We start from the raw sequence: 13,406 nt of genomic DNA on the forward strand, positions 1-13,406 counted from the left end.
CAACTGCCTGTTGGTGGTATTCTAAAGTCGCCAAACAATTAGAGTATTACCATGAGTTACAAGCAGTTGATCGAAGGACAACGATACCAGATCGAGTCCTACTTACGCGAGGGTTTCAGTTATCGAGAGATTGGAAAGCGTCTTAATGTGAGTCACAGCACCATTAGTAGAGAAGTTAAACGTAATCGAATTCGAGATAGCCATTACCTACCAGAAGTCGCTCAGGCCAAGGCATTAAAACGACGTTGTCAGGCCGCAAAGTACAGGATATCTGAACTGACGATTACTTTTGTTGAGTTCGGGCTTAACGAAAAGTGGAGCCCTGAGCAGATAGCTGGTGTAGGTAAAATCATCGGTCATCACGTCAGTCACGAGTGGATTTATGGCTATGTCCAGCGCGATAAGTTAAGTGGTGGCAAGTTGTATAAACAGCTACGTCAGAGCCGCCGAAGATACCGTAAAGGTAGCCGCGCGAAGCGTGTGATTATCCCAAATCGCGTTGGCATAGAGCATCGTCCCGCTATCGTGAACAAGAAGAAGCGGTTCGGTGACTGGGAAGCTGACACGGTTTTAGGCAAGCAAGGAACGGGCGCGATTGTTAGCTTGGTGGAGCGTAAAAGTAAGCTGTATCTGATACGCAAAGTGCCAGCGAAAAGCGCAGTCGATGTGGCCCGTGCCATGGTTGGCATGTTGTGGAAATATCGCAGTCATGTCCGAACTATCACGGCGGACAACGGCAGCGAATTCTGTGACCACGAGCTGGTCGCAGAGAAGCTTAAAACGGATATTTACTTCGCGAACCCTTATTCATCCTGGGAGCGCGGACTGAATGAAAACTTTAACGGTTTGCTTCGCCAATACATACGTAAAGGTACCGATTTGCGGACAGTAACGGACAAGCAAATTGCTGAGATTGAACGGGCATTAAATGCCAGACCGAGAAAGTGTCTCGGCTTCAGACAACCTGTCGCGATATTCAATGAATTACGCAAGGCTGCCTAATTTAGCGAGTGGTGCACTTCGGAGTTGAATTCGCGGCTTATTAACGTCACTTATTTCAACCTGCTTTTTAAAAGACAAGTTTGAAATTCGCTGCCATAAGAGAAACTTTCTGGCTCAATGAGTGATATGACGTAAGGCTGACTTGAACGTTTCGATTTATAAGGTCAGCGAAGACGTTTGAAGCGAAGCAAACCGACCGAAAGCGCTATTGGAAAGGCTAAGGGATTATCAAGAGGATGTTTTGCGATTCATGACCCAACTTGGTGTACCGTTTACCAACAATCAAGATGAAAACGACATCCATATGACTATGGTACACCAGAAAATATAGGGCTGATTTCGCAGTATGTAAGGCGCGGAGATTTTTTGTTTAGTGAGAAGCTACATATCAAGCTGCAGAAAACAGCATGTTAGTGCATCAGAAGCGTTAACATTGCTGTTTAACCATAAGCTACCTGATATCTTTAATACTGATCCGGCAGAATAGTTACAAATATCATTTATTGAACATATCAAGCTTCAGAACTCTATTAGCAATAAATAAACTGGTAAGGCTGTTTTTACTAACCATTAATGCTAGTTTGGCTTTCGCTTCCGAATTAACATGCACTTCATGCTTGGTTATATATTTAAAAAGAGGGTCTAAGGAAGGGACCATCTCACTATACATGTCCCAAACTTTGAAGTAGAACCGGTTTGACAGGTTTTCGATAATCTCATCGTAATCCGTATTTTCATAATAGTATTTTTGGTAATTTAACTCTGGGTAATATTGAAGCTATGAATTCCGTGGAAATACCTAACTTGAGAAGTAGACTTTGCCATTTTGTTACACTGATACTTTCAATTATATCAGATAACAATCTAGGCTCTTCCATAGGAAGTAAGTCATCCAGTTCTTCCCCCTTCGTATAACCATTTTTATTCAAGAATATATAGCCTGATTTCATTTGTGCTTCAGATATAACCCCTAAAGACTTTGCTCGATACAGAAGAGCCTTAAAACTAACCTTAAAGTACTTTTTCAAACTATATAGACTTTGCCAATTTAAACTTTTAAGCCCCCGAACCAAAGGATACTTTTGCGTCGCTGACAAAAATAGCCTTCTAGGCATCAGGAATGCGCTAGCAAAATAATTGGCTTGCTTCTCAGTATGCTTGCAACCAGTAACCACACCATCATGCATTACTAGGTGCCCTAGCTCGTGAGCTATATCAAATCGATATCGACAAGGGTTATCTTTAGATGAGTTTCTAATGATTACTGGCCTTTTTCGAGACATAGAAAACGCATCTACTTTTTCATCTACACCTTCGACTACGGCTATAATGATTCCAGCGTTTTCTACCGCTATAGTTATATCCTCAACTGGCCCTTCACCTAACCCCCATACTTTTCTTATGCGCTCAGCTACCTTTTCGATATCTTCTACTTGCTCGAAGTCTAATTCATCAATATTTGGCAGCTCAAAAGTTGGCAGCTCAACAAGTTCTTCAAGGGAGCAAATAACCTGATCTAATATTTCAGCGCGAGCCATTACAGTATGCGTAAGGGCTTTAGTCCTAGATTTCAAACTTCGGAAATGGCATTGCTCTTCAATTACAGGTGTATTTCTATCCGTATAGAAGTAGCCACTTTCAACATTTAACGCCTTACATAGTAAAGGCATTTGATCAGATGTAGGCTCTTGACCAGCTTCCATCTTATGTATGTTTTGACGGGTAACATTTAGTCTATTCCCCAGCTCTTCCAGAGAATAGCCTTTGGCTAATCGGGCTAGTCTTAATTTATCTCCTCTATAGGGAGTTAGTTTAAAGTTGTTTTCCATTTTCTTTTGCCAAACCAGTATCTACTTCTTTTGATTTAACAGGCTTTCTTTCAAGAATATTTGCTTGAGGTAGTTCAGCTTCAATGGCAAAAGGTACAATGCGCGAGCTTGATTTAGATGCCACATCGACCGGATCTCTCCTGTCATTGCAGAAAACCCCACCAAAACTACTCGAAAATCATCTTCCAAGTCTTCTAGCTCACCATTTTCCAGATTGGTTTCAGGAGCCTGAATAAATAACCGCCAAGTTATCTGACTAGCCATCTGAGTGTCAAAATCATCAAACAATAAAGCCAATTGACTCTGTTCACAGTTATTTTTAAAGAAAACCTTTTTCTTTTTAGGATTAATTGGGTCATCCCTAAAAACTCGGACAGGTATATTACAGATGCTTGGGACATAGTCCATAGTTTTACTCTTAACGGCTATCCAAGGCTTACTTGGGTCATTCGCTAGCTGCAGAAATAACTGTCTCACACGCCCATAAATACATGTTTCCCGTGTGTAGTTATCGTCATATCCCGAATTTAAATTTTGCATTGTCATTTCTACAACCTTCAAAATATTAAATGACAACTCTTCCAGAATAGCTTCATCCAATTCAGGACATAACTCGAATGGGGATTCTAACTCAGCCTTAACCATAACTTTAAATAGCCTTAAAAATTGCAAATTTCGATATATGTCAACCAATATTATGCTAAATTAATACTATGTCAACCGAAATTAGGCTAAAATTGAATTAAGTCAACCAAGCATATTTTGACTTTTAATGCACCAAGCGACTTTAACATTTAGAGGTAATTAATCATGGCAAATCATATCAACGGTAACGCAGATGGAAGTAATGGACAAAATGAGACTTATACAATTCCAGGAAGGGGTGTGGTAAAAAGAAACCAGTTAGTAAACGAAGTCAAGAATAAAAAACACCCAAACTTTCACACAATTGAGGTGAATGGAAAGGAGTTTGTTAGAGCCAACCCAAATAAAAAGAAGATTGATAATGTAGATAAATGATGTATTACAAACAAAAAGCCCCGACCATTTCTGATCAGGGCTCATATATTAATGGTGCCTCGACCCGGGATCGAACCAGGGACACGCGGATTTTCAATCCGCTGCTCTACCAACTGAGCTATCGAGGCACATAAAACTGTGCAGTGTAAGCTTTAATTTTTCTTTGCAAAACTTTGCAAGTCAAATCTAAGTGCTTACTAACTTTGTATCTCTTATCCTAACAGCTTAGCTTGGTGAAGTTGACCGATAAAGCTTGCACTTTTCAATCCGCTGCTCTACCAACTGAGCTATCGAGGCTAAAACTGGTTAGCGGTAAACGTTGCCGTCTCGCTGTGGGTGCGTATTTAACGAGTTTCGCGCTTTTAAGTCAACCCCTTTTTTTAATATTTTAATCAACTGCGTGTTCTTTGTGCAATCTGTGCAGAATCATGGCTTTTGGGGCGGAACATAGCCTTCAATCGTCGGCTCTTTACCTTCAAACAGAAACCCTTCCATCTGTTCTTCAAGGAACTTGCGATCGGTTGGCTCCATCATATTGAGCTTTTTCTCATTAATCAGCATGGTTTGCTTTTTCTGCCATTCCGCCCAAGCTTGTTTCGAAATACTGTCGAAAATGCGCTTACCCAGTTCGCCCGGATAAAGCTGGAAATCCAGTCCGTCAGCTTCTTTATCGTAGTGCACACAATGTACCGTTCTCGGCATGGTCATTCTCCGCATTAATTTGTTGTGATTATAACTGTTTCGTTAAATCAGTTAGAAGTCTTTTTACCGGCGTTGGCACACCAAGTTGCAATGGCTCATGTAACGATACCCAGCTATGGCCGGACTCGGCAATCACCGCGCTTAACGACTCGCAATGTACCAGCTTAGGCTGAATATCTAAATGATAGTGGCTAAAAGTGTGCCTGAATGGCGCAAGCAGTTGAGTATCGAAATCACCGCCGATGAACTGCGCAACATCATTTGGCACGGTGTCAGGGTCTTCGCTCTCAATAAAGCTCCACAACCCTCCCCAAATACCGCTGGATGGACGTTGTTTAAGCAAAACACTGCCCTGATAAAACGGGATCCACATCACGGTACTTTTTACCGGCAGGGTCTTTTTCGGCTTTTTACCCGGGTAGTCAGTCTGGTTACCCTGAGCATAAGCAATACAGTCACTTTGTAACGGGCAGCGATCACAGGCCGGTTTGCTGCGGGTACAAATCATTGCTCCTAAATCCATCATGGCCTGGGTATAGTGATTGGTCCGCTTGGCTGGCGTATTCTGCGTAGCATACTGCCAGAGCTGTTCTTCTACCTGGCGCTTACCCGGCCAGCCTTCTACGGCATAATAACGAGCCAGTACACGCTTCACGTTACCGTCGAGAATAGGGTGTGACTGACCGCCGGCGATGGATAAAATAGCGCCGGCCGTAGAACGGCCAATCCCCGGCAGTGCCATCACTTCATCCAGTGTGGGCGGAAACTCGCCGTTATAGTGCGTGGCAATTTGCTGTGCCGCTTTATGCAGATTACGCGCTCTGGCGTAATATCCCAAACCTGTCCACAAATGTAACACATCATCCTGGGGTGCTTCGGCCAGTTCCTTCACGGTTGGAAAACGCGCCATAAAGCGCTCAAAATACGGGATCACCGTGGTGACCTGAGTTTGTTGCAACATGATCTCAGACACCCATACCCGGTAAGCAGAAATAGCCTGCTGCCAGGGCAGGTGCTTACGGCCATGTGTGTCAAACCAGTTTAATACCCGTGTAGAAAATGAATTCACGACTTTTTACTCCCAATTACTGCGGCGCAGTGTAACAGTGATTGCACTAATCCCGTAGAGCCTGATAGGCTCTGACCAACTTTTCCCCAGGAGCGTTTCATGCGATACGTTTTTTTACCCGGTACCTTATGTGATGAGCGTGTGTGGTTGCCCGTCTGGAAGCAACTCAACCTCTCTGCCCGTGCTTATGTTCCGCTGCAATGGGCAAATAGTTTAGAAGAAATGTTAGCGCTCACCAACGACCGCACCGACCCGGCAGGAAAAAACCACCTGATTGGCTATTCCATGGGGGCCTACATCGCCGCACTCTGGGCGCTCACCTATCCGGATAAGGTCGCCTCGTTAACGCTGATGGGCTACGCCCCCACCGGGCTTTCAGAACGAGAGCTTAAACGGCGTAAAACATTACTTGAGCAGTTAAGAGGCGGCAAGGTGGATGTCACGGCTAAAACCTATCTGGCTAATATGATGCTTCCTGAGCACAGCGACGAAATACTGCCAATACTTACCGATATGGCCAGCGATTTAGGCGCGGCAACGTTACAGGCACATGTGCAAAGCACCACCCCCAGAAAAGACCTCACCGGTAAACTCAGCCAGCTTAGATGCCCGGTGAATTTAATCGCCGCCCGTGAGGACGCGGTTGCGCCGTTTTCGGCCATGCAAACCGCGCAGCAAAAAATTAACGGTGCACGGTTGCTGACGGTTGATGACAGCGGTCATATGATGATGCTGGAACAACCAGCAAGTGTGGCGGCGCTGCTCAACGAGCTATTGGCTTAAATTAAGGTAACGCTGCAGGGCAAGCTGTGCGGAAGGAAACGCCAGCTTAAGCTCAGCACAATCAGATAAAGGCCGCCAGCTAAAGCCACTCACCTCACTGTTGTCCACCTCACAAACAGGCTTGCTGTGTAGCTCTGCAACGAAAAAGATATCCATGGTTGGGTATACCAACGTTTTATACGGGTATTGATTTGGCCATGCCCCGAGATATTGCAATGAGTCGCCGGGATCGATGCCGGTTTCTTCCCTGCACTCACGGCGCAGCGCCTGCTCGGCCGACTCATCGGGATTAACAAATCCGCCCGGCAAATCCCACTCACCGGCAGCCGGGGCTTTACTGCGCTTTACCAGTAGCACCTGGTGCTGACACACCAGAATCCCACCTACCGCTGCCGCCACATTGCGAAACACTTCAAACTGGCAGTAGCTGCACTGGTAACAGTTGTTGTCCTGGCTGGTAAGAGCCTGCTGACCACACTGGGGGCAAAAGTGAACTGACATGAAGTGAGTTTCCATTCGTTTGAGCTGGGTTTACGCTATCATACAACCAGCGACCCGTCGCGGCTCCGTATGCCTGACCGTTGCAATTTTGTACGCGTCGTGGATAATGCCGCGGCAATTAACAGGTGACAGATTATCATGGCAAAATTTAATTCCCAGGCCGAAGCCGAAGCGGCCGGCGTTTATATCAGTAAAGTAAAGAGTTTTGTGAAGCGCGAAGGGCGCTTAACCAAAGCCCAGGGCCGTGCGCTGGAAGAATTCTGGCCTACCAAAGGCATTGAATACCGGAACGAGCCGCTGGATCTGGCTGCTGTATTTGGTCGTGACGCGCCAGTGGTTGTCGAAATCGGTTTTGGCATGGGTAAATCGCTGGTCACCATGGCTCATGAAGCCCCTGAGCTTAATTTTATTGGTATTGAAGTCCATCGCCCGGGGGTTGGCGCTTGCCTGGCGGATGCCGGTGAACTGGGTGTAGAAAATCTGCGCGTGATGGAACATGATGCCGTTGAAGTACTTAAAAACATGATCCCCGATGCCAGTCTGCATCGCCTGCAGTTGTTTTTCCCCGATCCGTGGCATAAAAAGCGCCACCACAAACGCCGCATCGTGCAACCCGATTTTGCTGAATTAGTCCGCACCAAACTGGCCGTTAGCGGCACATTCCACATGGCCACAGACTGGGAACCCTATGCCGAGCACATGGCCGACGTCATGAACGCAGCAGAGGGTTACACTAACACTGCTACCGAAGGTAAGTATGTACCCCGCCCTGACTACCGTCCAACCACCAAATTTGAAGTACGCGGCCAGAAACTCGGCCATGGCGTTTGGGATCTGATTTACGAGCGTACAGCATGAGCCTGTCTCCTCAAAGCCAGTTAATACTGCGTAACGAAGAACAGTTTGAGCAGGGCAACTGGCTGGTCATTAATCCCGACGATGCGGCTTTATTCAACGCCTTAAGTGAGGTAAAACTCACCGTTTTGCATCAGTATTACGATGTATTTAAACTCTGTGCCCGACGTACTGAGGCCGCCCGTTTTGACAGCCGCGATCTGGTAAGCAATAACGCTAGCTTTGCACTAACCGTAACCTCTGGTAATCACTCACACATTTTTGCTCCTGCAGTAGGTGATATTGAAGGTATCACCGATGTGTTGATTTTTATGCCCAAAGCCAAGGCACACCTGGCGATGCTGGTGGCCATGGCGGCCGCGCTGGTTGGCGAAGGTAACCGCGTTCACGTGATTGGTGAAAACCGCGGTGGTATCAAAAGCGCCGACAAAACCATTCAATCCTATGGTGATGTAGACAAAATTGACTCTGCTCGTCACTGCAGCTGGTTAACCTGCCATCTCGACCAGGCGCCTGCTCAATTTACACTTGACGACTACATGAGCCGGGATATTTACAGCCGCAACAATGTCGACTGGACAGTGTGTTCCTTACCCGGAGTATTCAGTCATCGCGAACTTGATGCCGGCACCGCCATGTTGCTGGATAAACTGCCCTCCTCCCTGTCTGGTAAGGTACTCGACTTTGCTTGTGGTGCCGGGGTTATCACCAGCTACCTGTTAAGTGCCGGCAGTAAGGCCAGTGTGGAACTGCTGGATGTCAGCGCTCTGGCTGTGTGGTGCGCCGCCCATACGTTGCATGAAAATAATCAGCAAGGTGTTATTATTGCCACCGACACACTGCAGGGTGTTAGCGCTAAATACCACACAGTTGTGACTAACCCGCCGTTTCATACCGGGGTTAAAACAGATTACCGCATCAGCCGCGAGTTTATTCAGGCAACCCGACAACATCTGCAACCGAAGGGTAAACTTTATCTGGTCGCCAACCGCTTTTTACCCTATGCAGAATTGCTTTCTGAACAGTTTTCAAGCCTCTCAGTGCTAACCCAGGACAATCGCTTTTCTGTGTATTTTGCACAAAGTTAGCGTTTAAATCCCTGTCTTGTGTGATAATTTGTGCAAAGCATCAAATTAAACGCTGGAGAGTAGTGTGAACATTGTTTTTGCGATTTCTGAAGTTGAAGAGCTGGTCAAAACCGGTGGCCTGGCCGATGTGGGCAAAGCGCTGCCTCTGGCACTGAAATCGCCCGATCATACTATCAGCGTATTTATGCCCTACTACCGGGCAATCGCCGAACAGTTCTCACTTTCTGAAGCCTGTAGCAGCCAGACCCTGTTTGCCGAAAGTAAGGTTTACCACTATGCCGTTCGCCAGCTTAACTGGCATGGTATCGAGGTGTACTTTATTGACTACCCTGAATACTTCGACCGGGAAGGTCTTTATAACAATGCTTATGAAGCCTATAACGACAACGGCGAGCGGTTCAGTTTTTTTTGTGGTGCCGTATTAAATGCTATTCAGATGCTCGCCATGGAGCCGGATATTATCCATTGCCACGACTGGCACACCGCCATGTTGCCCTTTTTATTACGCAACGACCGTACCGGCTATTTCAGTAACACACGTTCAGTATTTACTATTCACAACGCCGCGTTTCAGGGGGTTCACCGCATAGAAGAAATTCCCTATCTACGCCATCATCCGGCCATCGTTGAGCAGGTCCATGGCGGCTACATTAACTTTTTGCAATCCGCCATCGAGTGCGCAGACAAAATCACCACGGTAAGCCCTAACTACGCCTCGGAACTCCTCACCGACCTTGGCAGCCACGGCCTGCACGACCGGCTCATGCAACGCCGCAACGACCTATGCGGCATTTTAAATGGCTGTGATTACAGCCAGTGGGATCCCATGACCGATCCCTATATTCCGGCCCACTTCAATGCTGAGGATGTCGGCGGCAAGGCTGAGTGTAAGCAGGCCCTGCAACGTAAATCTGGCTTACCGGCAGAACCGAATGTACCGCTGTTTGGTATGGTATGTCGCCTTACCGAACAAAAAGGTTTTGGTTACCTTACCCCTATCCTCGATCGCCTTATTCGTCACAAGCTGCAACTGGTGATTATTGGCACCGGCGATCCCAGGGTTTGTCAGGATCTTGGCGAGTTTGCCGAACAACACCCCCAGCAGTTCTCCTTTATAAATGGCTTTAGTACCGAACATGCTCACCTGATTGAAGCAGGTGCGGACTTCTTTTTAATGCCCTCTCAGTTTGAGCCTTGTGGTCTTAACCAGATGTACAGCCTGGCCTACGGCACAGTGCCTATAGTACGGGCAGTCGGCGGTCTCAAAGATACCGTGGTCGATCCCGAATACGCCCCCGATACAGCAACCGGTTTTGTGTTCGAAGAGCCTAGTGGCGAAGCGTTACTTAGCTGTATTCGCCGTGCGTTGTTAGCTTACTATGAATGCCCGGTGACTTTCCGGGCATTGCAGCAAAGGGGCATGCAAACGCGCTTTACCTGGCTGGCTGCCGCTGAACAATATCTGGCGCTCTACCAGAGCATCCGTTAATGTCACGCCGAGCATTAATACTGTTGGCCACGTGTGCCTTAGCAAGTCCTTCGGCGCAGGCTGATGTACCTCAGGAGTGTCTTCAGGCGCCGGAGCGACAAACCTACTGCCCACATACCCTGTACCGGGTAGCCCGGGTTGCAGTACCGTCACTGGCGATTAACCAGGGCGGTATGGTATGCCTGTGTTTATCCGACCTCACTGATTTGCCAGCCAGCCGTCAGCAAGCCGCCTTTACCAGCATAGCCCAGGAGTATGGCTTGCCACCGCTAGCACTTTACCGGCTGCTGGAAATACCGGCGCCAGACTGGGCTAAAGCAAATAAGCGTTAATCTGCACCAAAGCGTGCTGTTCTTTCTTAAAACTGCACCTTTAAGCCCTTGCAATACTTTATTTTTTGGCCTTTATGAGCCACTATTAACCTACTAATCCTTGTGGGCTAATTAACCTTCTCATGTCGCTGTCGGCCGCCAAACTTTCGATCAAAAGTATCATGATATGGCTTGTTATCGTCGTGTCGGGCAGCGCTATGTTGTTATCTACCCTGGTAACAAACTACCTGCAACACGCTGAGGTAAAGGAGCAGTTGCTACAAAACGTGCGCTCGCTAGCCGATATGATAGCCAGTAACGTGCGTCCTATCATGGCCACCGCACCCACCGATTTAGACGAAGAAATGATCCGCAGCGATCAGCTTGCCAATATGTTGCACGGGCTCAATAGCTTCCCGGACGTATTAAACGCGCATATATACAGTGCTCAGATATACGGGCAGACGCCGCAGATGCTCGCGTTGTACACCAAATCAACCAGTACCGCTGCCGAGAGTAAGATTAATGACCTGGCGCGCTACTTTACTGCCCGGTTAGACGAAGATAACCAGGTAATAGAAATCATCCGCCCTATTAACATAGAAGAACAAACGCTCGGATACGTCTATCTGCGGATGTCGTCCAAATCGTTTTTCAGCCACGTCAGTGGCACCCGCATGGTGCAAGTAGCCACAATAGGGCTGATTATCATTGCTGCCTTTCTGGTTGCACTCAAATATGGCCAGATGCTGGCTAATCCAATTCAGGACACCAACCTGATGCTGCAGAAGGTTGCCCGTAGCCGCGACTACTCCCTGAGATTCTCAGCTAGCAATGTCCGCGAGTACGACCATATGCTTGATTCCATCAATATCTTACTGTCGCGGGTTGAGGAATACATCTGCAAACAACAGCAGGCCGAATGTCAACTGCAAACACTAAACAGCCGTCTGGAAGAAGAGGTAAATCAACGTACGATCGCACTGAAGAGCGCTAACAATGAACTGATTCAAACTCTTGAGAAATTGCATCAGTTTCAGCGCCAGATTGTTGAAAACGAAAAGATGGCATCACTCGGCGATATGGTGGCGGGCGTTGCCCACGAGGTAAATACACCGATTGGGCTGGGCATTACCGCCTCGACCATGATGCTCGACCGACTGGCCGTTATCGATCAGCAGTTTCGGGATAAGACTCTCAAAGCCAGTGCCATGGATCGGTTTATCAATGAGAGCCGGGAAAACCTTAATATCATTTACCGCAACCTCGACCGGGCCGCGCAGTTAATTTCAAGCTTTAAGCAAGTGGCGGTAGATCAGACCAGTGAAGAAGCCCGGGAAGTCAACGTCAAGCAGTTGATTGAAGAAACCCTGATGTCGCTGCGGCCGCGGCTGAAAAAGGTAACACACACGATTAATGTGGATTGCTCTGAAACCCTGAATGTAATGTGCAAAGCCGGGCCGCTAAATCAGATTTTAATCAATTTAATCATGAATTCACTAATCCACGCCTTCGAAACGGTTGAAAACGGCAAAATAGACGTCATAGCTAGGTTGACGGATGACCAAAAACTGAAAATAATTTACAAGGATAACGGTAGCGGTATACCAACAAGCATCAGGAAGCGTATTTTTGATCCCTTTGTTACAACTAAACGTGGCCAGGGTGGCTCCGGATTAGGGATGCATTTGGTATTTAACTTGGTAACTCAGGCGCTTAATGGCAATATAAAGTTAGAAAGCGAAGAAGGAAACGGCGTTGAGTTTACGCTAACGTTCCCGGTAACAGTAAAAAAACCATAAAACCGTTATTTAACACATTTTTTCTTGAACTTAACCTGCCCTTAGGCGTACTTTTACGAATGTGGCAATTAATTTGCAAGATAAAAAGATCGATAACAATAAAATCTGATAAACTTTGTACAGAGTACTAATTTTTGTAAATAGAGTGTGAACATGCAGACGCCCAACATATTGATAGTAGAAGATGAAGTGGTCACCCGAACCACATTGAAAAGTTTGTTTGAAGCCGAAGGGTATAACGTTTTCGAAGCCGAAAACGGCGAACAAATGCATGATTTTTTTGAAAATCACACAATCAATCTGGTTATCATGGACATTAACCTGCCTGGTAAGAACGGATTGATTCTGGCTCGCGAAGTTCGCGACCGTAAAAATATCGGCCTGATTTTCTTAACCGGTCGTGATAACGACGTGGATCGTATCCTGGGTCTGGAAATTGGTGCAGACGATTATCTCACCAAACCATTTAACCCACGTGAACTGACCATCCGTGCACGTAACCTGCTTAGCCGCACCACCAGCAGCACCGAAGACGATGATTTACCCAGTCGCGTTAGCTTTAACGGCTGGACTCTGGACGGCGACAGCCGCTCTCTGATTGCGCCTAGCGGCAATGAATTCCGCCTGCCACGCAGTGAGTTCCGGGCGTTACACCTGTTCCTGAGCAACCCAGGTAAAATCCTTACCCGTGAACAGCTGATTATGGAAATGACCGGCCGTGAACTACGCCCGAATGACCGTACTGTGGATGTTACCATTCGCCGTATTCGTAAGCATTTCGAATCTGAGCCAAACGAAGAAGAACTGATTGTCACTATCCACGGTGAAGGCTACCGCTTCTGTGGCTCAGTAGACAGCTAAAACTGCCCAAATCGCTCATTTACGTACTGGGACAACAGCACAAGTATTAGCTTGCTGCTGTTGTTTTAGTGTCTGCGATTGACAACATTATTTT

14 protein-coding genes, 1 tRNA gene and 1 pseudogene are annotated in these 13,406 nt (G+C 46.9%); 10 read left to right on the forward strand and 6 right to left on the reverse strand.

The genetic code is table 11. The features are described 5' to 3' along the window. Nucleotides 1–51 precede the first annotated feature (51 nt). Nucleotides 52–1,002: an IS30 family transposase gene (locus AC2T0J_RS03435; protein ID WP_489807256.1), complete on the forward strand. Its 951-nt coding sequence runs from the start codon at nucleotides 52–54 to the stop codon at nucleotides 1,000–1,002. Nucleotides 1,003–1,164: 162 nt separating this feature from the next. After that, a pseudogene (locus AC2T0J_RS03440) lies at nucleotides 1,165–1,489 on the forward strand (IS66 family transposase); the annotation flags it as partial. 247 nt (nucleotides 1,490–1,736) lie between these two features. Here AC2T0J_RS03440 and AC2T0J_RS03445 read toward each other — a convergent pair. Next, nucleotides 1,737–2,831 carry a helix-turn-helix domain-containing protein gene (locus AC2T0J_RS03445; RefSeq protein ID WP_489808784.1) on the reverse strand — a complete coding sequence of 365 codons (1,095 nt, stop codon included), beginning with the start codon at nucleotides 2,829–2,831 and terminating at the stop codon, nucleotides 1,737–1,739. 21 nt (nucleotides 2,832–2,852) lie between these two features. Further along, nucleotides 2,853–3,476: a hypothetical protein gene (locus AC2T0J_RS03450; RefSeq protein WP_489808785.1), complete on the reverse strand. Its 624-nt coding sequence runs from the start codon at nucleotides 3,474–3,476 to the stop codon at nucleotides 2,853–2,855. A 165-nt stretch (nucleotides 3,477–3,641) separates the two neighbouring features. Between AC2T0J_RS03450 and AC2T0J_RS03455 the strand changes: the two genes are divergently transcribed. Further along, nucleotides 3,642–3,851 carry a DUF3892 domain-containing protein gene (locus AC2T0J_RS03455; protein WP_489808786.1) on the forward strand — a complete coding sequence of 70 codons (210 nt, stop codon included), beginning with the start codon at nucleotides 3,642–3,644 and terminating at the stop codon, nucleotides 3,849–3,851. A gap of 52 nt (nucleotides 3,852–3,903) precedes the next feature. On the opposite strand, the gene AC2T0J_RS03460 is transcribed toward AC2T0J_RS03455, so the two are convergent. From AC2T0J_RS03460 to mutY, 3 genes are all read right to left on the reverse strand, one after another. Beyond that, nucleotides 3,904–3,979: transfer RNA gene (locus AC2T0J_RS03460), tRNA-Phe, on the reverse strand. Between the two features lie 298 nt (nucleotides 3,980–4,277). Then, the gene (locus AC2T0J_RS03465; RefSeq protein ID WP_489808787.1) at nucleotides 4,278–4,553 is read right to left on the reverse strand and encodes an oxidative damage protection protein; all 276 of its coding nucleotides are present in this window, start codon (nucleotides 4,551–4,553) and stop codon (nucleotides 4,278–4,280) included. Between the two features lie 28 nt (nucleotides 4,554–4,581). After that, entirely contained in the window at nucleotides 4,582–5,622 is a 1,041-nt protein-coding gene (gene mutY, locus AC2T0J_RS03470) for an A/G-specific adenine glycosylase (RefSeq protein ID WP_489808788.1), read from the reverse strand. A gap of 99 nt (nucleotides 5,623–5,721) precedes the next feature. Between mutY and AC2T0J_RS03475 the strand changes: the two genes are divergently transcribed. Then, a complete protein-coding gene (locus AC2T0J_RS03475; protein ID WP_489808789.1) occupies nucleotides 5,722–6,405 on the forward strand; it encodes an alpha/beta fold hydrolase in 684 nt (227 codons plus the stop codon). On the opposite strand, the gene AC2T0J_RS03480 is transcribed toward AC2T0J_RS03475, so the two are convergent. Then, nucleotides 6,394–6,906: an NUDIX hydrolase gene (locus AC2T0J_RS03480; RefSeq protein ID WP_489808790.1), complete on the reverse strand. Its 513-nt coding sequence runs from the start codon at nucleotides 6,904–6,906 to the stop codon at nucleotides 6,394–6,396. The genes AC2T0J_RS03475 and AC2T0J_RS03480 overlap by 12 nt on opposite strands. 138 nt (nucleotides 6,907–7,044) lie before the next feature. On the opposite strand from AC2T0J_RS03480, the gene trmB reads away from it, so the two are divergent. The 6 genes from trmB (at nucleotide 7,045) to arcA (ending at nucleotide 13,312) form a co-directional block, all read left to right on the forward strand. Further along, nucleotides 7,045–7,764 carry a tRNA (guanosine(46)-N7)-methyltransferase TrmB gene (gene trmB / locus AC2T0J_RS03485; protein WP_489808791.1) on the forward strand — a complete coding sequence of 240 codons (720 nt, stop codon included), beginning with the start codon at nucleotides 7,045–7,047 and terminating at the stop codon, nucleotides 7,762–7,764. Beyond that, entirely contained in the window at nucleotides 7,761–8,849 is a 1,089-nt protein-coding gene (locus AC2T0J_RS03490; protein WP_489808792.1) for a methyltransferase, read from the forward strand. The genes trmB and AC2T0J_RS03490 overlap by 4 nt, the downstream gene beginning before the upstream one ends. Nucleotides 8,850–8,913: 64 nt before the next feature. Further along, the gene (gene glgA, locus AC2T0J_RS03495) at nucleotides 8,914–10,338 is read left to right on the forward strand and encodes a glycogen synthase GlgA (protein WP_489808793.1); all 1,425 of its coding nucleotides are present in this window, start codon (nucleotides 8,914–8,916) and stop codon (nucleotides 10,336–10,338) included. Continuing rightward, nucleotides 10,338–10,670, forward strand: a complete 333-nt coding sequence (locus AC2T0J_RS03500) for a hypothetical protein (RefSeq protein WP_489808794.1) — start codon at nucleotides 10,338–10,340, stop codon at nucleotides 10,668–10,670. Before glgA ends, AC2T0J_RS03500 begins: the two co-directional genes overlap by 1 nt. Nucleotides 10,671–10,792: 122 nt before the next feature. Continuing rightward, nucleotides 10,793–12,451, forward strand: a complete 1,659-nt coding sequence (locus tag AC2T0J_RS03505; protein WP_489808795.1) for an ATP-binding protein — start codon at nucleotides 10,793–10,795, stop codon at nucleotides 12,449–12,451. Between the two features lie 153 nt (nucleotides 12,452–12,604). Beyond that, nucleotides 12,605–13,312, forward strand: a complete 708-nt coding sequence (arcA, locus tag AC2T0J_RS03510; RefSeq protein WP_070178677.1) for a two-component system response regulator ArcA — start codon at nucleotides 12,605–12,607, stop codon at nucleotides 13,310–13,312. Nucleotides 13,313–13,406 lie beyond the last annotated feature (94 nt).

Source organism: Alteromonas sp. ISO5 (assembly GCF_058105165.1).